The organism is Actinokineospora alba (assembly GCF_004362515.1).
In the GTDB taxonomy this organism is placed as follows: Bacteria; Actinomycetota; Actinomycetes; order Mycobacteriales; family Pseudonocardiaceae; genus Actinokineospora; species Actinokineospora alba.
This window is the reverse complement of the sequence record NZ_SNXU01000001.1, coordinates 6,338,217-6,362,535: the sequence shown is the minus strand read 5'-3', so window position 1 is coordinate 6,362,535 and position 24,319 is coordinate 6,338,217. Positions and strand designations below refer to the sequence as shown.

The 24,319-nt window shown below is 72.4% G+C and carries 6 protein-coding genes and 1 pseudogene; all 7 read left to right on the top strand.

What is annotated here, in order from left to right; all coding sequences use genetic code 11:
* Positions 1–20: 20 nt before the first annotated feature.
* Positions 21–7,940: pseudogene (locus C8E96_RS28875) on the top strand (amino acid adenylation domain-containing protein); the annotation flags it as partial.
* Entirely contained in the window at positions 7,940–17,959 is a 10,020-nt protein-coding gene (locus tag C8E96_RS28870) for a non-ribosomal peptide synthetase (protein ID WP_091378073.1), read from the top strand. The pseudogene C8E96_RS28875 and the gene C8E96_RS28870, both read left to right, overlap by 1 nt.
* A gap of 10 nt (positions 17,960–17,969) precedes the next feature.
* Entirely contained in the window at positions 17,970–18,188 is a 219-nt protein-coding gene (locus tag C8E96_RS28865; RefSeq protein ID WP_091378076.1) for an MbtH family protein, read from the top strand.
* Positions 18,185–19,801, top strand: coding sequence for an MFS transporter (locus C8E96_RS28860; RefSeq protein ID WP_091378078.1), 1,617 nt, complete (start codon positions 18,185–18,187; stop codon positions 19,799–19,801). Before C8E96_RS28865 ends, C8E96_RS28860 begins: the two co-directional genes overlap by 4 nt.
* A 20-nt stretch (positions 19,802–19,821) precedes the next feature.
* Positions 19,822–20,859: a MupA/Atu3671 family FMN-dependent luciferase-like monooxygenase gene (locus C8E96_RS28855; protein WP_091378081.1), complete on the top strand. Its 1,038-nt coding sequence runs from the start codon at positions 19,822–19,824 to the stop codon at positions 20,857–20,859.
* Between the two features lie 662 nt (positions 20,860–21,521).
* Entirely contained in the window at positions 21,522–22,823 is a 1,302-nt protein-coding gene (locus C8E96_RS28850) for a M28 family peptidase (protein ID WP_091378082.1), read from the top strand.
* Positions 22,824–22,835: 12 nt separating this feature from the next.
* Complete coding sequence (locus tag C8E96_RS28845) at positions 22,836–24,317, top strand: M28 family peptidase (RefSeq protein WP_091378086.1); 1,482 nt, start codon at positions 22,836–22,838, stop codon at positions 24,315–24,317.
* Positions 24,318–24,319: the final 2 nt, after the last annotated feature.

The window sequence follows — 24,319 nt, the reverse complement described above, 5'->3', positions numbered from 1 at the left end:
GTGCGATGATCGAGTTCGGAGCCGGCGCGGAGAGGTCCATCGAGGCGGAGCCGACCATCGCGGGGCTGTTCGCCGAGCAGGCCACGCGGACGCCGGGGGCGCCCGCGCTCAGCTTCGAGGGCGTCACGCTGACCTACGCCGACCTCGCCGAGCGGGTGGACCGGCTGGCCGACACCCTCCGCGACCGCGGCGCCGGGCCCGGCCGCGTCGTCGCCATCGCCATGCCCCGGTCGATCGACTTGGTCGTGAGCCTGCTCGCGGTGCTCCGCGCCGGCGCGGCCTACCTTCCGGTCGACCCGGACTACCCGGCCGACCGGGTGGCGTTCATGCTCGCCGACGCCGCACCGATACTGGTGTTGCGCCCCGAGGGCCTGGTCGCCACCGAGTCCGCCGGGTGGGTTCCCGCCGACACCGCCTACGTGATCTACACCTCCGGTTCCACCGGCAGGCCGAAGGGCGTCATGGTGCCGCACCGCGGCATCGTCAACCGGCTGCTCTGGATGCAGGCCGAGTACCGCCTCGGCGCCGACGACCGGGTCCTGCAGAAGACGCCGTCGAGCTTCGACGTCTCGGTGTGGGAGTTCTTCTGGCCGCTGATCACCGGCGCCGCGCTGGTCGTGGCCAGGCCGGACGGCCACCGCGACCCGGCCTACCTGGCCGCGCTCATCCGCGACGAGCGGATCACGACTGTCCACTTCGTACCGTCGATGCTCCGTGCGTTCCTTCAGGAGCCCACCGTTCCCGATGCCTGCACGGGTCTGCGCCGGGTGATCTGCAGCGGCGAGGCGCTGCCCGGGGATCTTGCCGCGCGATTCGCCACGCTGCTCGACGCGGGCCTGCACAACCTGTACGGCCCCACCGAGGCCGCTGTCGACGTCACCTACTGGGAATGCGACCCGCGCAAGCCCGAGTCGTCGGTGCCGATCGGCCGCCCGGTGTGGAACACCCAGACCTACGTGCTCGACGCGGACCTGCGCCCCACACGCGAGGTGGGGGAGCTGTACCTGGCGGGCCACCAACTTGCCCACGGCTACCTCGGCAGGCCCGCCCTGACCGCCGAGCGGTTCGTCGCCAACCCCTTCGGCGCACCCGGTTCCCGCCTCTACCGCACCGGTGACCTCGCCCGGTGGCGCGAGGACGGCGCGCTCGACTTCGTCGGCCGCTCCGACGGCCAGGTCAAGCTCCGCGGCTTCCGCGTCGAACTCGGCGAGATCGAAGCCGTCCTCAACGCCCACCCCGGGGTCACCCAGGCGGCCGTGTCCGTGCGGACCGATCACCCCGGCGCGCCCAGGCTCGTCGCGCACGTCCTGACCCAGTGCGACCCGGCCGAGCTGACGGCGTGGGCCGCCAAGGCGCTCCCCGAGCACATGGTGCCCGCCGACTTCGTGGTCATGGCCGAGTTCCCCTTGACCCCCAGCGGAAAGCTCGACCGGCTGGCGCTGCCCGCGCCCGCCCGTGCGTCAGCCGGGACCGGCCGGACAGGGACCCCGCGCGAGGAGCTGCTGCGGGCGTTGCTCGCCGAGGTGCTCGAAGAGTCCGAAGTGGACCTTGACGACGACTTCTTCGCCATGGGCGGCGACAGCGTGCTGTCCATGCTGCTGGCGGGCCGGGCGCGGCGCGCGGGCTTGCTCCTCACCCCCAAGCAGGTGTTCGAACACCGCACCGCCGCGGCCTTGGCGACGGTGGCAACCGAAGCGGACGCCGAAACCCCATCGACCCTGCCCGGCCCTTCCGCGGCGGACGCCGCGCTGCTGAAGACCAGCTACCCCTGGGCGGTGGAGACCTGGCCGCTGACGCCGCTGCAGGAGGGCCTGCTCTTCCACGCCGCCTTCGACGAGTCCGCGCCGGACGCCTACGCCATGCAGTTCGCCTTCGACCTGCACGGACCCCTGGACAGCAGCCGACTCCGCGCCGCTGCGCAAGCCGTGGTCGACCGCCACCCGAACCTGCGTGCGGGGTTCGTCCACACCGGACTCGAACGGCCCGCGCAGCTCATCGCTGAACGGGTGGACCTGCCCTGGCAGGAGCTTGGCGTGGCCGACTTCGACCGCGTCGCCGAGGCCGAGCGGGCGCACCGCTTCGACCTCGCCGCCCCACCGCTGCTGCGGTTCACCCTGGTGCGGCTGGGCGCCGAGCACCACCGCGTCCTGCTGACCCACCACCACATCGTGCTCGACGGCTGGTCGATGCCCCTGCTCATCAGCGACCTGCTGAGCCACTACGCCGCCGAGCCCACGGCACCGCCGGTCCGCTACGCCGACTACCTGGGCTGGCTGGCCGGGCAGGACGCCGAAGCGGGGGAGCGCGCCTGGCTCGACCTGCTCGACGGCATCGACGAGCCGACCCTGGTCGCCGCCGCGGACAAGGAGCACACCGAGACCGAGCTGTGCGTGGTCGAACTGCCGGAGGAAGCCACCACCCGATTACGCGAGGCGTTGCGTGCCAACGGGATCACCCTGAGCACCGCGGTGCAGGCAGCGTGGGCGGCGGTCCTCGGCAGGCTCACCGGCCGCGCCGACGTCGTGTTCGGCACCACGGTCTCCACCCGCCCCGCCGCCGTCGCGGGCGTGGAATCGGCGATCGGCTTCCTGATCAACACCGTCCCCGTGCGGGTGCGGCTCGACCCGGCCCAGTCGGTGCGCGAGCACCTCGGCGACCTCCAATCCCAGCTCTCGGCGATGGCCGAGCACCACCACGTCGGGCTCACCGACATCCAGCGCGCCACCGGTGACCTGTTCGACACCCTGACCGTCTTCGAGAACTTCCCCGCGACCGTCGCCGCCCCCGAAGGCGGCCCGCAGGTGGGCGAGCTGAGCACGACCTACCCAAGCCACTACCCGCTCGGCCTCTACGCCGCCCCCGGCCCCCGGCTCACCCTGCGGCTGCGCTACCGCCCGGACGTCGTCACCGATGCCCTGGCGCGGCGGATCGCCGGACAGGTCGCCCGCTGGCTCGAAGCCGCCGACCTCGACGCCGCGCTCGGCACGGTCGACCTGATCGACCCGGACGAGCGACGGAAGCTGCTGTCCGCCAACGACACCGCCGCCCCCATGTCCGACGACCTGGTCGACCTCATCGGCCGCGGCGCCGCGCGCGCCCCGGATGCGGTCGCCGTTGTCGCGGGCGTCGACACCCTGACCCATGCCGAACTGGACTCCCGGGCGAACCGGCTGGCCCGGTACCTGGTCGACCGCGGCGCGGGTCCGGACCGCTTCGTCGCCGTCGCCCTGCCGCGCTCGGCGGACCTCGTCGTCGCGCTCCTAGCCGTGCTGAAGTCCGGCGCCGCCTACGTCCCGATCGACCCGGACTACCCGGCCGACCGGGTGCGCTGGATGATCGAGGACGCCGACCCGGCCCTGGTCCTGGCGGGCGCGGACTTCGCCGAAGGCGCGACGGTCCTCGACGACCCGCGCACCGCCGCGCTGATCGACGCCTATCCCGACGACGACCCCGGCATCCGACCCGGACCACTCGCGGCGGCGTACACGATCTTCACCTCCGGCTCGACGGGCAGGCCCAAGGGCGTCGTCGTCACCCGGGGCGCGCTGGTGAACTTCCTGCTGTCCATGGCGACCCGCTGCCCCCTGGGCCCCAAGGACCGCCTCCTCGCCGTCACCACGGTCGCCTTCGACATCGCGGGCCTGGAGCTGTACCTGCCGCTGCTGTCCGGGGCAGCGGTCGTCGTGGCGGACAAGGATTCCGTCCTCGACCCGGCCGCGTTGGCCGCCCTCCTGCAGCGGTCGGGCGCCACCGTCATGCAGGCCACCCCGTCGCTGTGGCAGGGCCTGATCGCCGAGGCGCCGGACCAGGCCAGAGGCCTGCGGATGCTCGTCGGCGGCGAGGCCCTCCCGCCCGGGCTCGCCGACTCCATGCGCGCGCTCGGCGCCTCTGTCACCAACCTCTATGGCCCCACCGAGACCACCGTGTGGTCGACGGCGGCCGACCTCGACGACCGGCCGGGCGCGCCCACGATCGGCCTGCCCATCGCGAACACCAGCGTCTACGTGGTCGACGCCGCGCTGCGACCGGTGCCCGCCGGTGTTCCCGGTGAGCTGTACATCGGCGGCGCCGGGCTGGCCCGCGGCTACCTGGGCCGGGCCGCGCTGAGCGCCGAGCGGTTCGTCGCGGACCCGTTCGGGCCCACGGGTTCCCGCATGTACCGCACCGGCGACCTGGTGCGGTGGGGCGACGACGGCAGGCTCGACTTCCTCGGCCGGGTCGACCACCAGGTCAAGCTGCGCGGCTTTCGCATCGAACTCGGCGAGATCGAGGCCGCACTCGCCGCCGCGCCGGGCGTGGAGCGGGTCGCCGTGGTCGTCCGCGAGGACGCCCCTGGGGACAAGCGGCTTGTCGCCTACGCGGTGCCGGAGTCGCTCGACCCGATGGTCCTGCGGGCGCACGCGGAGAGCCGCCTGCCGGAGTACATGGTTCCCGCGGCCGTGGTCGCCCTCGGCGCGCTTCCCCTGACCCCCAACGGAAAACTGGACCGCGCCGCCCTGCCCGTGCCGGACCGCCGCGCCTACCACGCCATCGGCACGCGCAAGCCCACCTCGCCGCGGCAGGAAGTGCTCTGCGAGCTGTTCGCCGAGATCCTGGGTCTGCCCGGCGTCGGCATCGACGACGACTTCTTCGACCTCGGCGGCCACTCGCTCGCCGCGATCCGCCTGGCAGGCCGGGTGCGGGCGGTGTTCGGGGTGGAGTTGCGGATCAAGACGGTGTTCGACACCCCGACGGTCGCCGGTCTCGTCGAGGCGATCGACAGCGCGGGCGTGGCGCGCGAGGCCCTGGAACGCGGCGAGCGCCCGAGCCGAATCCCGCTGTCGTTCGCCCAGCAGCGCCTCTGGTTCCTCAACCGACTTGAAGGACCCAGTGCCACCTACAACATCCCGCTGACCCTGCGCCTGTCCGGCGCGCTCGACGTGGCCGCGCTGCGGGCCGCCATCGGTGATGTCGTGACACGGCACGAGATCCTGCGCACCGTCCTGCCGGAGGTCGACGGCGAACCACACCAGCACATCCTGGAGCCGTTCACCGAATTGCACCTCGAGCAGGTCGCCGACCTCGATGGCGCCGTGCATCGCGCGGCCACCCTCGGCTTCGACCTCACCGTCGAGACCCCGCTGCGCGCGCACCTGTTCTCCGCGGGCGACGAGCACACGCTGTGCCTTGTCCTGCACCACATCGCGGGCGACGGCTGGTCCCTGACCCCGCTGACCCGCGACCTGGCCCACGCCTATGCCGCCCGGCACGCGGGCGATGCTCCACAGTGGACCGAACTGCCCGTCCAGTACGCCGACTACACCCTGTGGCAGCACCGGCTCCTCACCGCGGGCGGCACCCTCGAACCGCAGCTCGCCTACTGGGCCTCCACCCTGGCCGGGCTGCCCGACCAGCTCGAACTGCCGACCGACCGCCCCCGGCCGACCGTCGCCACCTACCGCGGCGACACCGTCCCGATCAGCTTCGGCGCGGACCTGCACCGGCGGCTCGCCGACCTGGGCCGCGCCCACGGTGCCACGGTGTTCATGGTGGTGCAGGCCGGTTTGGCCGCGCTGCTGAACAGGCTCGGCGCGGGCGCCGACATCCCCATCGGCACCCCGGTCGCGGGCCGGGCCGACGCGGCGCTCGACGATCTCGTCGGGTTCTTCGTCAACACCCTGGTGCTGCGCAACGACACCAGCGGCGACCCGACATTCCGCGAGCTGCTGCGCCGCACCCGGGAGACCGACCTCGGCGCGTACGCGCACCCCGACCTGCCGTTCGAGCGGCTCGTCGACGAGCTGAACCCGGCCCGCTCGCTGGCCCGGCACCCGCTGTTCCAGGTGATGCTCGTGTTCCAGAACGCGCTGGCGCACGAACTGGACCTGCCGGACCTGACCACGTCGGTCGAGATCGCCCCGGCCGGGGTCGCCAAGTTCGACCTCGTCTTCGACCTCGGCGAGCGCCGCGCCGACGACGGCACGCCGGCCGGGATCGACGGCGCCATCGAGTACAGCACCGATCTGTTCGACGCGGTGACCGTCGCCGAGTTCGCCGAGGCGCTGGTCCGGCTGCTCGACTCGGCCGCCGCCGACCCCGACCAACCGATCAGCGGTCTCACCGTCCTGTCGGCCGCACAGCAGGACCGGGTCGTGCGCGAGCTCAACGCCACCGACACCCCGGTCGACACCCGGCCGCTGCCCGACCTGGTCCAGGCGCGGGTCGCGGCCGACCCGGGCGCCCCGGCGGTCGTCTGCGGAACCGAGGAGCTGTCCTACGGCGAACTCAACGCCCGCGCCAACCGGCTCGCCCACCACCTCGTCTTGCTCGGTGTCGGCCCGGAATCCCTGGTGGCACTGGGCCTTCCGCGCTCCGCGGAGATGGTCGTGGCGTGGCTGGCCGTGCTCAAGGCGGGCGCCGCCTATCTGCCGATCGACCCGGCGTACCCGGCCGACCGGATCGCCTACATGCTCGCCGACGCCAAGCCCGCCCTGGTCCTGGCCGTCGCGGACACCGCCGCCGCGTTCCCGACGAGCCTGGTGCTCGACGACCCGGCCACCGCCGCCACGATCGCCGCCCACCCCGACTCCGACCTCACCGACGCCGACCGGACCGCGCCGCTGCGGGTCGCGCACCCGGCGTACGTCATCTACACCTCGGGTTCGACCGGCCGCCCCAAGGGTGTCGTCCTGTCGCACCGGGGCATCGCGTCGGTGGCCGCCGCGCACATCGAGCGGATGGGCCTGCGGCCGGGCAGCCGGTTCCTGCTGGTCGTATCGATCAGCTTCGACGTGTCCATGGCGGACATCGCGATGACCCTGCTGTCCGGCGCGCTCCTCGTGGTGCCGGAGCCAGGCCGTCAACTCGTCGGCCCCGACCTGGCCGCGCTCATCGACGAGCACGGCGTCACCCACACCGACCTGGTCGCGCCGATGCTGGCCTCCATCCCCGCGGGCACCGACTTGCCGACCCTGCGCGGATTCGTGGTCGGTGGCGAGGCCTGCACGGCCGAACTGGTGGCGCGCTGGTCGCCCGACCGCACGATGATGCAGGTCTACGGCCCCACCGAGACCACCGTCGTGGCCACGATGAGCGACCCGCTGCACGGCCGCGAGACCCCGCCGATCGGCAAGCCGATCCACAACGTCCGGGTGCACGTGCTCGACTCGGCCCTGCGACCCGTCCTGCCCGGTGTTCCGGGCGAGCTGTACATCGCAGGCGGCGGCCTGGCTCGCGGCTACCTGGACCGGCCCGCGCTCACCGCCGAGCGGTTCGTCCCGGACCCGTACGGTCCGCCCGGGTCGCGGATGTACCGCACCGGCGACCTGGTGCGCAGGCGGCGGGGCGGCGACCTCGAGTTCGTCGGCCGGGCCGACCAGCAGGTGAAGCTCCGCGGTTTCCGCGTCGAACTCGGCGAGATCGAGGCCGCCGTCGCGGTGTTCCCCGACGTCGCCGAGACGGCCGTGGTGGTGCGGGAGGACCAGCCGGGCCTCAAGCGCCTGGTCGCCTACGTGCGCCCGGCGGGCATCGATGGCGCCGCCCTGCGCGCGCACCTGACCGGTGTCCTGCCCGACCACATGGTGCCCGCAGCCGTGGTGGGACTCGACGCGTTTCCCCTGACCCCCAACGGAAAGCTCGACCGGGCGGCGCTTCCCGCGCCGGATCTGGCCGCGGCCCCCGACTCGCGGGAACCGCGCACCGAGCACGAAACCGCGCTGTGCGAGGTGTTCTCGCAGGTGCTCGGCGTGGCCAAGGTCGGCATCGACGACAACTTCTTCGACCTGGGCGGGCATTCGCTGCTGGCGACCAAGGTGGTCAGCCGGGTCCGTGCGGCGCTGGGTGTGGAGCTGAGCATCCGCAGTCTGTTCGAGGCGCCGACGGTGGTCCGCCTCGCCGTCGAGGTCGCCTCCGCCAAGCGCGCGCGGCCCGCCCTGGTGGCCCGACCGCGAAGGACCGTGTGATGGAAGAGATGGACATGGACGACGCGATTCCACTCTCCTCGGCGCAGCGCAGGCTGTGGTTCCTCGACCGGATGGAAGGGCCGAACCCGGCCTACAACAGCCCCACCGCGTTCCGGCTGTCCGGCCCGCTGGACGTGGCGGCGCTACGGGCGGCTCTCGGCGATGTCGTCGAGCGGCACGAGTCGCTGCGCACCACGTTCCCCGAGCGCGACGGCGAACCGCACCAGGTGGTCGCCGACGCGGCCGAGCCGGTGTTCGAGGTCGTCGACACCGACGAGGACGGTCTCACCGCCGCGGTGGCGCGGGCCGCCGAGCACCCGTTCGACCTGACGGGCGAGCCGCCGCTGCGCACGGTCCTGTTCGCGCTCAGCGCCACCGAGCACGTGCTGCTCCTGCTGATGCACCACATCGCCGGTGACGCCTGGTCGATGGCCCCCTTCGCCCGCGACCTGTCCTCGGCGTACGCGGCGCGCTGCCTGGGCACCGCGCCCGTGTGGAGCCCGCTGCCGGTGCAGTACGCGGATTACGCGCTGTGGCAGCAGGAAGTCCTCGGCGACGAGTCCGACCCGGAGAGCCTGATCGCCCAACAGCTCGAGTTCTGGCGCGCTGAACTGGCAGGTCTGCCCGAGCGGCTGGAGCTGCCGACCGACCGGCCTCGGTCGGCCGACGCGGGAACCCGGTGCGACAGCGTCGGTTTCGACCTCGACGCCGACCTGCACGCCGCGCTGACCGCGCTCGGCCGCGAGCAGGGGGCCAGCCTGTTCATGGTCGCCCAAGCGGGCCTGAGCGCGCTGCTGACCCGACTCGGCGCGGGCACCGACATCCCGCTCGGCAGCCCGATCGCCGGTCGCACCGACGAAGCCCTGGCCGACCTCGTCGGCTTCTTCGTCAACACGTTGGTGCTGCGCGCCGACACCTCCGGCGACCCCAGCTTCCGCCGGCTGCTGCGCCGCGTGCGCGACACCGACCTCGCCGCGTTCAGCCAGGCCGACGTGTCCTTCGAGCGGGTCGTGGAGGCGGTCAACCCGGCCCGCAGCCTGCAACACCACCCGCTGTTCCAGGTGATGCTGGTCGTGCAGGCCGACGACGAGCCCGGACTCGCTCTGCCGGGTCTCACTGTCAGGGAACACCCGGTGCGCTCCTCGACCGCGCGCTTCGACCTCACCGTCCGGCTCGACGAGCGCCGGACGGGCGGCGCGCGCCTCACCGTCGAGTACCGCACGGCCCTGTTCGACGAGGAGACCGCCGCGGGGTTCGGCGCCCGGCTGCTGCGCCTGCTCGCCGCGGCCGCCGCCGACCCGGATTGCCCCATCACCGATCTCGACGTCCTCGACGCCGGGGAACTCCGTCACCTGCTCGTCGAGCGCAACGACACCGCCCGCGAGGTGCCCGACCTGACCCTGCCCGCGCTGTTCGAGCGCCAGGCGAAGCGCACGCCCGACGCCACCGCACTGGTCTTCCAGGGCGCCGAGCTGTCCTATGTGGAGCTGAATCGACGGGCGAACCGGCTGGCACACAAGCTGATCGGGCTCGGTGTCGGCCCCGACGACGTCGTCGCCATGGCACTGCCGCGGTCGGTCGAGATGATCGTCGCCCTGCTCGCCGTGGTGAAGGCCGGTGCGGCCTACCTGCCCGTCGACCGCGCCTACCCGGCCGAGCGGATCGCGCTGATGCTCGACGACGCCCGCCCCGCGCTGGTGCTGACCACCGCCGACACCGACCTGCCGGGGGCGCGGACCATAGTGCTCGACGGCGAGGCAGGCCACCCGGAGACCGACCCGACCGACGCCGATCGGGTCCGCCCGCTGCGCGCCGCGAACGCCGCCTACGTCATCTACACCTCCGGCTCCACCGGCAAGCCCAAGGGTGTGGTCGTCACCCACCGCGGGATCGCCGCCGTGGCGGGCATCCACGTCGACCGGCTCGCCATCGACGCCGCGAGCCGGTTCCTGCTGGTGGTGTCGATCAGCTTCGACGTGTCCATGGTGGACCTCGCCGCCACGTTCCTCGCCGGCGCCGCGCTGGTCATCCCCGGTCCCGACGTCCAAGCGGCGGGGGAGGAACTCGCCGCCCTGATCGCGGACAACGCGGTCACCCACACCGACCTCGTCGCCTCCATGCTCGCCTCGATGCCCGAGCGCGACCAGCCGACGCTGCGCGGCCTGATCGTCGGCGGCGAGGCGCTCTCGGCCGACCTGGCCGCCCGGTGGGCACCCGGCCGCAGACTCGTCCACGTCTACGGCCCGACCGAGGCGACCGTCGTCACGACGATGACCGAGCCGGTCGACGGGACCGAGGCCCCCGGCATCGGCGGGCCGATCTGGAACGCCCGGGTCTACGTCCTCGACGCGCGCCTGCGGCCGGTGCCGGTCGGCGTCGCGGGGGAGCTCTACATCTCCGGCACCGGACTGGCCCGTGGCTACCACGACCGCCGGGGGCTGACCGCCGAACGGTTCGTCGCCGACCCGTTCGGGCCCGCGGGATCGCGGATGTACCGCACCGGAGACCTCGTCCGGTGGTCGGCGGACGGCGGCCTGGTGTTCGCGGGCCGGGCCGACCACCAGGTGAAGGTGCGCGGCTTCCGCATCGAGCTTGGCGAGATCGAGGCCGCCGTCACCGCTCACCCCGACGTCGACCACTGCGCGGTGGTGGTCCGGGAGGACCGGCCCGGCGACAAGCGGATCGTCGCCTACGCGGTGGGCGTGCTCGACGCCGCCGACGTCCGCGCCCATGTCGCCGCGCTGCTGCCCGACCACATGGTGCCCGCCGCGGTCGTCCCGATCGACGCGCTTCCCCTCACCCCCAACGGAAAGCTCGACCAGCGCGCCCTGCCCGCGCCCGCGCTGACCCAGGCCGCGGGGCGGGCGCCGCGCACCCCGCGCGAGGAGATCCTGTGCGGGCTGTTCGCCGAGGTCCTCGGGCTGCCGAGCGTCGACATCGACGCCAACTTCTTCGAACTGGGCGGGCATTCGCTGCTCGCCACCCGGCTGGCGAGCCGGGTCCGCGCGGTCGCGGGCCTGGAACTGCCCATCCGCACCCTGTTCGAGGCGCCCACCGTGGCCCGGCTCGACGCCCGGCTGGCCGCCGGGACTCGCGTCCGGCCCGCGCTGCGCGCTGCGGAAAGGCCAGAGCGGATCCCGCTGTCCTACGCCCAGCAGCGCCTGTGGTTCCTCAACCAGTTCGAGGACGCGCCCGGCCTCTACTCGGTGCCGCTGGCCATCCGGTTGCGCGGCGACCTCGACCCCGACGCGCTGCGTGCCGCGGTCACCGATGTCGTCGACCGCCACGAGACGCTCCGCACCACATTCCCCGGCGCCGACGAGCCGCACCAGGTGGTCAACCCCGCACGCCCCGAGTTCGAGGTGCGCGCGATCGAGGAGACCGACCTGGCCGCGGCGATGGCCGCCGACCTCGACCGCCGTTTCGACCTGGCCACAGACCTGCCCGTGCGCGCGACGCTCTACCGACTCGGACCGGCGGACCATGTCCTGCACCTGGTCATGCACCACATCGCCACCGACGGCGCCTCCATCGCGCCACTGACCCGGGATCTCGCGACGGCCTACACCGCCCGCCGCTCGGCGCGGAGTCCACAGTGGACTCCGCTGTCGGTCGGCTACACGGACTACGCCCTGTGGCAGCACAGCTTCCTCGGCGACGAAGCCGACCCGGACAGCGTGATGGCGGCGCAGACCGCGTTCTGGCGCACCGCCCTCGACGGGCTGCCCGACCGGCTCGCCCTGCCGACGGACCGGCCGCACCCGCCCGTGGCGGGCAGCCGCGGAGACCGGGTGGCGCTGCGTGTCGACCCAGATCTCCACCTGCGACTCACCGCGCTGGCGAGGGAGTCCGGGGCGAGCCTGTTCATGGTGCTGCAAGCCGCGCTCGCCGCCCTGCTGACCCGGCTCGGCGCGGGCACCGACATCCCGCTCGGCAGCCCGGTCGCCGGCCGCACCGACGAGGCGCTCGACGACCTGGTCGGGTTCTTCGTCAACACCCTCGTGCTGCGCACCGACACCTCCGGCGACCCGGCCTTCACCGACCTGTTGGCCCGGGTCCGGGAGACGAACCTCGGCGCCTACGCCCACCAGGACGTGCCGTTCGAGCGGCTGGTGGAGACGCTCAACCCGCGGCGCTCGCTCGCCCACCACCCGCTGTTCCAGGTCATGCTGGCCCTGCGCAACACCGCCGACGCCGAACTCGACCTGCCGGGCCTGCGCGCGGAGATCGAGGACCCGGACAGCTCCTACGCCAAGTTCGACCTGTCCTTCGGCTTCGCCGAGCACCCGGACGGCGGCATCGACGGCAGCGTCGAATACGCCACCGACCTGTTCGACCGGGCCACCGTCGAGCGGCTCGCCACCCGGCTGGTGCGGTTGCTGGCCGCGGTCGCCGAGGACCCGCGGGCACCGCTGAGCGCCGTCGACCTGCTCGACGACCAGGACCGCGCGGACCTCGACCGCTGGAACGACACCGCCCACGAGGTGCCCGCCGCGACGTTCGGCGAGCTGTTCGAACAGCAGGCGGCGCGCACCCCCGACGCGGTCGCCGTCGTCGCCCAGGACGGGCGGCTCACCTTCGCCGAGGTCAACGCCAGGGCCAACCGGCTGGCCCGCGAGCTGCTCGCCCGCGGCGCGGGCCCGGAACGGCTGGTGGCGCTCGCGCTGCCGCGCACCGCCGACCTGGTGATCGCGTTGCTCGCGGTGCTCAAGTCCGGCGCGGCGTACCTGCCGCTGGACCCCGCGCACCCGGCTGAGCGGATCGCCCGAATGCTCGCCGCCGGCGACGTCGTCACCGCGATCATTCTCGAGCGCACCGCCGACACCGTGGCGGGTCGCGTCCCGGTCCTGCGGCTCGACGACCCAGCCACCGCCGCCGCGATAGCCGCCCGCTCGGACTCCGATCTGTCCACATCGGACCGCCCGGCCGTGCTCCCGCACCACCCCGCGTACGTCCTCTACACCTCCGGGTCGACCGGCCTGCCCAAGGGCGTCGTCATCGAACACCGCGGCCTGGCCAACCTGGCCGAGCACCACCGCAGGCATCTCGTCGAGCCGAGCTTCGCGGCTCCCGCCCGCGTCGCGCACGTCGCCCGGTTCACCTTCGACGCGTCCCTGGATCCGCTGTGTCTGATGGTCCGCGGGCATGAACTGCACCTGGTCACCGACGAGACGCGAGCCGACGCGCAAGCGCTCGCGCGGTACGTGGCGCAGGAGCGGATCGACTTCCTCGAGCTCACCCCGTCGCACCTGTCGGTGCTGGTGGCCGAGGGGATGCTCGACGCCGAACACGTCCCCGCCGTGATCGTGGTCGGCGGGGAGGCGTGCGACCCGGACCTGTGGAGCACGCTGCGCGCGACGCCCGGCGTGACCGGGATCAACGTCTACGGCCCGACCGAGTGCACCGTCGACACGGTGTGGTCGCCGATGGCCGACTCGGTCGAGCCGGTGATCGGCACGCCGGTCGACAACACAACGGCCTACGTCCTCGACGGCCGGGGCATGCGGGTTCCACCCGGTGTGGCGGGGGAGCTGTACCTCGCGGGCAGCGGTGTCGGCCGGGGATATCTCAACCAGCCGGGGCTGACCGCGCAGCGGTTCGTCGCGAACCCGTTCGGCCCCGCCGGGACGCGGATGTACCGCACTGGCGACCTGGTGCGGTGGACCGCCGACGGCAGGCTCGTCTACCTGGGCCGCGCCGACGACCAGGTCAAGGTCCGCGGGTTCCGGATCGAACTCGGCGAGATCGAGGCCGCTCTCACGGCGCACACCGCGATCACCCAAGCCGCGGTCTTGGCCGACGGCGAGCGGCTCGTCGCCTATGTGGCGCCCGCCGCCCCCGCGGATCTGCGGACGCACCTGGCGCGGACGCTGCCGGACTACATGGTGCCCGACGTGGTCATGGAACTGGACACGCTTCCCCTCAACACCAACGGGAAAGTGGACCGCCGCGCCCTGCCCGCCCCGCGGGTCAGGCACGAGGTCCGCCGTGGCCCGCGCACCGCGCACGAGGAGATCCTGTGCGGGATCTTCGCCGAGCTGCTCGCCGCGCCCGCTGTCGGCATCGACGACAACTTCTTCGCCCTCGGTGGGCACTCGCTGCTCGCCACCCGCCTGGTCAGCCGGATCCGCTCGGTGCTGGGCGTCGACCTGAGCATCCGCGCGCTGTTCGAGACGCCCACCCCGGCCGGACTCGCGGGAGCGCTCACCGCGGGCGCGGGCACCCGGCCCCGAGTGCGGCCGGTCTCCCGGCCCGACCGGGTGCCGCTGTCCTTCGCCCAGCGGCGACTGTGGTTCCTCAACCAGTTCGACGACTCCGCGGGCCGCCACCACGTGCCGTTCGCGCTGCGGCTGCGCGGCGAACTCGACCTGCCCGCACTGCGGGCCGCCATGGCCGACGTCGTGGCCCGGCACGAGTCGCTGCGCACCGTCCTGCCCGACGAGTCCGGCACGCCGTGGCAGCGGGTGCTTCCGCCCGCCGCCGTCGGCCTCCCGGTCGTCAAGGTCGACGAAGCCGGTCTCGACGACGCGATCGCGCGGGCCATGGCCCCCGGGTTCGACCTGGCTGTGGACCTTCCGCTGCGCGCGACGGTGTTCGCGCTCGGCCCGGACGACCACGTGTTGGCGCTGGTCCTGCACCACGTCGCCACCGACGGCTGGTCGATGGGACCGCTGACCCGCGACCTCGCGACCGCCTACGCCGCCCGGTCCGCGGGTGACGCTCCACAGTGGACCCCGCTGCCGGTGCAGTACGCCGACTACGCACTGTGGCAGCGGGAACTGCTCGGCGACGAGACCGACCCGGCGAGCCTGGCGGCCGCGCAGCTCGGGTACTGGCGCACGGCGCTGGCCGGGCTGCCCGACCAGCCGACGCTGCCCACCGACCGGCCCCGGCCCGCCGTCGCGGGCACCCGCGGCGGACAGGTCCCGATCGAACTCGACGCCGCGACGCACCAACGCGTGGTGGACCTCGCCACCCGGCACGGGGCCAGCGTGTTCATGGTGCTGCGGGCCGCCTTCGCCGCCGTTCTGAGCAGGCTCGGGGCGGGCGAGGACATCCCGATCGGCACCCCGGTCGCGGGCCGCACCGACGACGCCCTCGACGACGTGATCGGCTTCTTCGTCAACACCCTGGTGCTGCGCGCGGACGTCTCCGGCGACCCGACGTTCGCCGAGTTGCTACGGCGGGTCCGCGAGACCGACCTCGCCGCCTACGACCACCAGGACGTGCCGTTCGAGCGGCTGGTCGAGGCGCTCAACCCGACCCGGTCCCTGGCCCACCACCCGCTGTTCCAGGTGCTGCTGGTCCTGCAGAACACCCCGGACGCCACCCCTGGCCTACCCGGGCTGGCGGTGAGCGAACAGCCGGTCGGCGGCGCGCTCGCCAAGTACGACCTGACCCTGGCGCTCGCGGAGAGCGGCGGCGGGCTCGCGGGCGTGCTCGGCTACTGCGAGGACCTGTTCGACCGCTCCACCGCCGAGTCCCTGCGGGACCGGCTGCTGCGGCTGCTCGCCGAGGTCGTGCGCGACCCGGACCAGCCGGTCGGCGCCATCGACCTGCTGTCGGACACCGAACGCGCGTTGCTCACGCCCGCCGGTCCGGCCGCGGTGGACGTGCCGTCCGTCGTCAGCCTGTTCGCCGATCAGGTGCGCCGGACCCCGGACGCCGTCGCGGTCTCCGGCGCGGGCATGGAACTGTCCTATTCGGACCTCGACCGAGCCGCCGACCGGGTGGCGAATGGGCTGGGCGAGGCGGGTATCGGCCCGGAAGACGTGGTCGCCGTGTGCCTGCCCCGGACCCCGCAACTGGTGTCCGTGCTGCTCGGGGTGCTCAAGGCGGGCGCGGCGTACCTGCCGATCGAGCCCGACCACCCGGCCGAGCGCGTCGCCGCCATCCTCGAGGACGCCGCGCCCACGCTCGTGCTCACCGCGGACGACCTCGAACGCTTCGCTGACGCGCGGGCGACTCCGGTGGACCGGGTGCGCCACGACACGGCGGCGTACGTGATCTACACGTCCGGGTCCACTGGGCGGCCCAAGGGTGTCGTCGTCGGCCATCACGCGCTCGCCGTCTACCTCGACCGCGCGCGCCGGGTGTATCCCGCCGCCCAGGACCGGGTGCTGCTGCACTCGCCGATCTCGTTCGACCTCACCGTCACCGCGCTATACGTCCCGCTGGTGACCGGCGGCCGGGTGCACCTGGCCGACCTCGACGGCGCCGAGACCGGCCCGCGGCCGACGTTCCTCAAGGCCACCCCGAGCCACCTGGCCCTGCTCGACGTGCTGCCCGACGAGGTCTCACCGACCGGTGAGCTCATGCTCGGCGGTGAGGCGCTGCTCGGTGAGCACCTCGCGCCGTGGCGGCGGCGCAACCCGGAAGCGGTCGTGCTCAACGTGTACGGCCCGACCGAGACCTGCGTCAACTGCACCGAGTACCGCCTCGACGCGGGCGCGGACCTGCCGGATGGCGCGGTGCCGATCGGCGTCCCGCACGACTACGTGCGCGCCTACGTGCTCGACGCCCGGCTCGCCCCGGTGCCCGCCAACGTCCCCGGCGAGCTGTACATCGCCGGGCCAGGCCTGGCCCGCGGCTACCTCAACCGGCCCGGCGCGACCGCGGAACGCTTCCTGCCCAACCCCTTCGGCCCGCCCGGCACCCGCATGTACCGCACCGGGGATCTCGTGCACCGGCGCCCCGACGGGAACCTGGTGTTCCGCGGCCGCACCGACGACCAGGTCAAGGTCCGCGGCCACCGCGTCGCGCTCGGCGAGGTCGAGGCCGCGATCGGCGCGCACCCCGGTGTCGCCCGCGCGGCGGTGATCGTGCGCGAGGACCAGCCAGGGGACCGTCGTCTGGTCGCCTACGTGGTCGGGGACCTCGCGGGTCTCGACAGCCACCTCGCCCGCACCCTGCCGCCGTACATGCGGCCCGGTGCGGTCGTCGGACTCGCCGAGCTTCCCCTGACACCGCATGGGAAGCTCGACCGCCGCGCCCTGCCCGCGCCCGAGGTGGACCCGACGTCGGCCCGGGCTCCGCACACCTCCGGCGAAGCCCTCATGTGCGCTCTGTTCGCCGAGACCCTGGGCGTGCCCGCGGTCGGCGCGGACGACGACTTCTTCGACCTCGGCGGGCATTCGCTGCTCGCGATCGGGCTGATCAAGCGGATCGGCGCCGATCTCGGTGTCGAGCTGAACATCCGGGCCGTGTTCGAGGCGCCGACCCCCGCGGCCCTGGCGGGCAGGCTCGGCCGGGCCACCGAGGGCGACGGCGCGCTCGACGTCCTGCTTCCCCTGCGGGCCAAGGGGGACCGGCCACCGCTGTTCTGCGTGCACCCGGCGGCGGGGGTGGGCTGGGTCTACGCCGGTCTGCTCCGCGGCCTCGGCCACGACCAGCCCGTGTACGCCCTGCAAGACCCCGGCCTCACCGGAGCTTCGGCGGCGAGCGTCGACGAGTTGGCGGCGGTCTACCTCGCCAAGCTCCGCGAGGTCCAGCCGTCCGGGCCGTACCACCTGCTCGGCTGGTCTTTCGGCGGCAATGTCGCGCACGCCATGGCGTGCGCGCTGGACGCGGCGGGGGAGAAGGTCCCGACGCTGGCCCTGCTCGATGCCTACCCGTCGACCGGGGACGAACCGGGCGGCGACGCCTTGGCAGGTCTCCTGTCCTCACTCGGCGTCGACCCGGGCACTTCGCCGCTCGACCTGACTCAGGCGATGGCCGCCCTTCGCGCCGCGGGAAGCCCGTTGGCCACCCTCGGCGATGACGCCCTGGAAGCCATGACTCGGGTGTTCGCCCACAACGCCGGGCTGCGCCGAACCCACCGTCCGACGCCGTTCGACGGCGACGCGCTGTTCTTCGAGGCCACCCGCGACAAGCCCGCGGACATGCCCGGCCCATCAGCCTGGTCGCCGCATTTCACCGGCCGGATCGACGTGCACCCGGTCGACTGCGAGCACGGCTCGATGACCCGCCCGGACCCGATAGCCCACATCGCCGCCGTGCTCTCCACACGGCTGACCTGAGGAGGACGACATGACAAACCCCTTCGAGAACAACGAAGGCACCTACTACGCGCTGGTCAACGACGAGGGCCAGTACTCGCTGTGGCCGGAGTTCGCCGCCGTGCCCGCGGGCTGGACCGTCGCGCACGGCCCGGCACCCCGGCAGGCGTGCCTGGACCACATCGAGGCCAACTGGACCGACATGCGCCCCCGCAGCCTGGTCGAGGCCATGGCGCGGGACCCTCGATGACCAAGCGCGAATACGACCCGTGGGTGGTTCTGGGCACCTTGCTGCTCGGGATGTTCGTGATGGCTGTCGGCAGCACCTCGGTCAACACCGCGGTCCCGGCGATCAGCGACGACATCGGCGCCACGTTCGACCAGCTGCTGTGGGTCATCAACATCTACACCCTGGTCCTGGCCGTGCTGGTGATCACCGCGGGCAGGCTGGGCGACCTGTACGGCCCGAAGCGGCTGTTCATCGTCGGGCTGACCGTGTTCACCGCCGCGTCCGTCGCGTGTGGACTGGCCCAGTCGCCGACGCAGCTGATCGCGGCCCGGTTCGTCCAGGCCATCGGCGGGGCGCTGGTGTCGCCGCAGTCGCTGTCGATGATCAGCAAGGTGTTCCCGCCTGAGAAGCGCGGCGCCGCGCTGGGCGTCTGGGGCGCCACGGCGGGGGCGGCGGTGGCGATCGGACCCAGCCTCGGCGGGCTGATCGTCAGCGCCTGGGGGTGGCGCTGGATCTTCCTGGTGAACGTGCCGATCTGCCTGTTCGCCGTGATTCTGGCGGCCGTGGTGATCCCGTCGCTGGGGGAGGTGCGCAAGCGCAGGCTCGACCTGCTCGGCTCGGCCCTGGCGACCGCGGCGCTGTTCCTGATCACCTACGGGCTCATCGAGGGCAAGACCCACGACTGGGGCCCGGTGTGGGGTCCCGTCACCATTCCGATGGTCATCGGCCTGGGGCTGGTCGCGCTGGCCGCGTTCGTGCACGTCGAGCGGGGCAGGCAGGACCGGGAACCGCTGCTGCCGCTGGTGATCCTGCGCAACCGCAACTTCAGCCTGATGGCGGCGGTCACGATCACCCTGGTCGGCGGTGTCGGCGCGATGCTGCTGCTGCTTTCGATCTACCTGCAGTCCGCGTTGAGCCTGTCCGCGGTTGCCGCCGGGCTGATCATGGCGATCGCGCCGGCCGTGTCGATCGCCGTGGCGCCGGTCTCGGGGAGGCTGACCGACAAGGTGGGTGGCAAGCCGGTCCTGCTCGTCGGGCTCGTCCTGTTCGCCGCGGGCCTGCTGTCCATCGTCGTGGCCGCCCAGGCGCACACCGACTGGTGGAACCTGCTGCCCGGCCTCGTCCTCGTCGGCGTGGCCATGGGGGTCACGTTCGCGCCGCCGCTGGTCATCGCCATGCACGACATCGACCCGGCGGTCGCGGGCGCGGCGTCCGGCACGCTCAACACCATCCGCCAGTTCGGCGCCACCATCGGCGCCGCCGCGGTCGGCGCTTTGGCCCAGTCCCAACTGGCCTCGTCCCTGCGCGACTCGGCCGCGGGTCAGGCGGATGTCCTCGCACCACCCCTGCGCGACCCGTTCCTCGACGCGATGCACCGCGCGGCCGACGGCGGCCTGCGCGTGGGCCGCGGCGACCTGGCGATCGACGTCCCACCGGGCCTGCCCGAGACCTCGGTCGACGCCCTGCGCGCGGCGGCCCAGTCGGCTTTCGAAACCGGCATGGCGAGCGCCGTGCGGGCCACGTTCCTGCTGCCCGCGGGCCTGCTGGTGCTGTCGATCGTGCTGATGACTTTCGTCCGACGGGCCGCGAGCGCGCCCGAACCACTTCCCGCACAGCCATCGGCGGTCAGGTGACCGCCCGGAAGGACCCAGCGATGGACTTCAGCCTCTTCTACTTCGCCGACGACTCCGACGCGAGCGAGCAGGGCGAGCGCTACCGCCTGCTGCTCGACGGCGCCCGCTTCGCCGACGACCACGGCTTCGCCGCTGTGTGGACGCCGGAGCGGCACTTCCACCCCTTCGGCGGCGGCTACCCGAACCCGGCGGTGACCGGGGCGGCGGTGGCGGCGGTGACCAAGAACATCGGCATCCGCGCCGGTAGCGTCGTCGCCCCTCTGCACCCACCGGTCCGCATCGCGGAGGAGTGGTCCGTCGTCGACAACCTGTCGGGAGGCCGGGTGGGGGTCTCCTTCGCCTCCGGCTGGCACGCCGTCGACTTCGCCATCCGGCCGGAGAACTACGCCAACCGCCGCGACGTGGTGGTGGAAACCATCAACTCTGTCCGGGACTTGTGGCGGGGCAACAAGACCACGTTGCTGGATGGCGAGGGCAAGTCCGTCGAGGTCAAGGTCTACCCGCCCCCGGTGAGCCCGGAACTGCCGGTCTGGCTTACCAGCTCAGGCAGCCCGGAAACCTTCAAGGCCGCGGGCTCCCTCGGCGTCGGCGTCCTGACCCACCTGCTGGGCCAAGACCTCAAGGATCTGAAAGCAAAGATCGCTACCTACCGCGAATCCCTCCCCGAGGGCACCCCAGGCCACGTGGCCCTGATGCTGCACACCTTCCTGGGCGCGGACCGCGACGAGGTCCGAGAGGTTGTCCGCGAACCGTTCAGCGCTTACCTGCGCAGCTCCATCGGCCTGATCATCCGCGCATCCGGTGACATCCTTCCGGGCGTCGACCCGGATTCCCTGTCCCCGGAGGACATCGACTTCCTGGTGGAACGGTCCTTCGACCGCTACTTCGACACCGGCGGCCTCTTCGGCACGGTCGAAGACGGCACCGCGATGCTCGACCAGCTGCATGAGGCGGGGGTGGACGAGGTCGCCTGCCTGATCGACTTCGTCGGCAACACCGACACCGTGCTGGGCGGCCTGAAGTACCTGGACAGGCTCAAGAACACCTGGAAGAAGTGACCGCCCACCCGCAGGTCGCTCCCGCCATCCGCATTCGCAAGGGCCGACCCGTTTGACTGACCTGCCCGCAGCCACATTTCGTAATGGGCCAGTCCCACCTGCCTGTTTGAGTAACCCGCCTACCACCGCAATTCGTAACGGGCCGAACCCAACGGCTGTGTGAGCCGCTTGCCCACCACCACACTTCGCAACGGGCCAGTCCCACCTGCCTGTTTGAGTAACCCGCCCACCACCGCAATTCGTAACGGGCCGAACCCAACGGCTGTGTTAGCAACCTGCCCACCACACTTCGCAACGGGCCAGTCCCACCTGCCTGTTTGGGTGGTTCGCCTTGATTTGGGGTGAAATGGGCCTAAAATTTCGCGGCGCGGGGCAGTTTCCCTATCCTGCCCGCTTTACCCGCGCAGGCCCATTTCCGGGGTCCCCAAATCAAGGCGAACCACCCAAACAGGCCCCCACAACAAAGCCACGCAAACCCCCAGAGGCTGCCCTTGTCCAGTTTATCGGGATAGCACTGCACGAAGGGGTGAGCGGAGCGATCTGTGGGGGGCCGGCCTGTGGACAACACCGAACAGTCCACTTCACCCCCGAATGGCTCGGGTGGACCGCCCCCCATCCAGGCCACAGTGACAGCGCCGCCCAACCCGCAAGAGGAGAACCAGATGGTCCCCCAGGATCTAGCCGACAGCGTCACCGCCGACGCGGTCCTGCACCATCTCCAAGCCTTCCAACGCATCGCCGACCGCAACGGCGGCCGCCGCGCGTCGGGCACCCCCGGCCACGAGGAGTCCGTCGACTACGTGGCCGAACGCCTCATTGCCGCCGGTTTCGACGTGTTGCTCCAAGAGTTCCCCATCATCTATGAGGAAACCGTCGCCGAACGCCTCCAAGTCGGCGCCGACAGCGTCCCCATCACGGTCATGCGCCACTCACCTGACACCCCACCCGGCGGCATCACCGGGCCGCTCGTCGTCCTGGAAGCCAACGGGTGCGCCGAGTCCGACTTCGACGGCGCCGACTACACCGGCACCATCGTCCTGATCCCGCGCGGCGGCGGACCGCACTGGGTCAAGCAGGCCAACGCCGCGAAAGCGGGTGCCATCGGCACGGTCATCCACAACACCAACGACGAGTGGCTCCTCGGCAACCTTGTCTCCCCGGACAACGCCCGCATCCCCACCGGCGGCATCGGCAAAGCCGACGGAAGCGCCCTGCGCCACAAGGCGGGCCACCAGGTCACCCTGGAGCTGAGGCGCTTCTCCGAGCCCCGTGTCTCCCGCAACGTGATCGCCCAGACCAGGACCGGCCGCACCGACCGGGTCGTCATGGCGGGCGCGCACCTCGACAGCGTGGTCGACGGCCCCGGCATCAACGACGCGGGCGCGGGGTGCGCGGCGCTGCTGACGGCGGCTCTGGAGCTGGGCGGCACACCCGAGGTGCGCAACGCCGTGCGGTTCGCCTGGTGGGGTGCGGAGGAACTCGGCCAGATCGGCTCCAACCACTACGTCCGCGACCTCACCGAGGCGCAGGTGCGCGACCTGGCCCTGTACCTAAACTTCGACATGCTCAGCTCACCCAACGGCGGCTACTTCGTCTTCGACGGCGGCCCCGGCCCGGCGGGCTCCTCCCACATCGAGCAGTCCTTCGTCGACTTCCTCGCCGGGCGCGGCGTGGAGACCGAGCCGCTGTCGCTGTTCGGCGGGTTCGACCACGCCGTGTTCGTCGAGGCGGGTATCCCCACCGGCGGGCTCTACACCGGCGCCACCGCGATCAAGACCCCCGAGCAGGCCCGCAAGTGGGGCGGCACGGCCGGTCTCGCCTACGACCCGAACTACCACCAGGCGGCCGACCAGCTGTCCAATGTGGACCAGGTGATGCTCGCCCACAACGCCGCCGCCGTCGGCTGGGTCATCGCCCGGTACGCCGCCGACACCGACGCCCTGCCCCTGACCCACAACCCCTGAAAGCGAGCCCGGATGTCCCGCAGCAGAGTCCTCAGAGGGGCGGCGCTGGCGATCGCCGCCTGCCTCGGCATGACCGTCTTACCCGCGGGCGCGCAAGCCGCCGAGCCCGACGGCCCGGCCCTGGCCAAGCGTCTGACGAGCAAGGTGACGCTGGACGCGATGAACCGCCACCTCATCGCCTTCCAGCGCATCTCCGACCAGACCGGCGGCAGGCGCGCCCCTGGCACCCCGGGCCACGAGGCCTCCGTCGACTACGTCGTCGGCAAGCTCACCGCCGCCGGATACGACGTCACCACCCAGCAGTTCCCGATCCCGTACTCCGAGGCCCTCGTCGAGCGCCTGACCGTCGGCGGGACGCCGGTCAAGATGCACATGGCCCTCTACACCCCGGACACCCCCAAGGGTGGCATCACCGGCCCGCTCGCGGTCCTCCCGGAGAGCGCGACCCCCGGTTGCGCCGCGTCCGATTTCGCCGGCGCGAACTACGCGGGCACGATCGCGCTGATCCGGCGCGGTGGCTGCCCGTTCGCGGTCAAGCAGCAGAACGCGGCCAAGGCGGGCGCCATCGGCGTGATCTTCGCCAACAACATCGACGGCTGGCTGCGCGGCAACCTCACCTCGCCCGACCAGGCGGTGATCCCCAGCGGCGGAGTGTCCCAGGTGGACGGTGTGGCGCTGCGCGCGAAGGCGGGTCAGACGGTCAATCTGGAACTGAAGGTGCTCAACGAGCAGCGCACCTCCCGCACGGTGATCGCGCAGACCAAGACCGGCCGCGCGGACAACGTCGTGGTCGCGGGCGGGCACCTGGACAGTGTGGTCGAAGGCGCGGGCATCAACAGCAACGCCACCGGCTCGGCGGCCCTGCTGGAGACCGCCCTGCAGCTCGGCGGCTCGCCCAAGGTGAGCAACGCGGTGCGGTTCGTCTTCTTCGGCGCATGGGAGTTCGGCATCATCGGCTCGCCCTACTACGTGTCGCACCTGAGTTTCGAGGAGCAGCTCGACATCGCGCTGTACCTCAATTTCGACGCGATCGGCTCGCCCAACGCGGGCTACTTCATCTACGACGGCGACACCGGCCCGTACGGTTCCGGCCACATCAAGGCGTCCTTTGTGGACTATCTGACCACGCGGGGCGTGCCGGTCGAGACCACCCCGCTCAACCACCGCTCCGACCAGCTCGCGTTTCTCTCGGTCGGCATCCCGTCGGGCGGCCTCTACACCGGCACGATCGGCGCCAAGTCGGCCGCGCAGGCGCAGAAGTGGGGCGGGACGGCCGGGGTGTGGTTCGACGCCTGCTACCACGAGGCCTGCGACAACCTCGGCAACGTCGACCGGGTCGCGCTCGACCGCAACGCCGACGCGATGGCCTGGGTGACGGCCTCCTACGCGGTCAGCACCGAGGGCGTCAACGGCGTTCCGCCCCGCTCCGAGCGGGCCGGGCTGCGGTCGGTGTCCCGCGCGTCGGCCATGGCGGTCGCGGCGGACTCGATCTGACC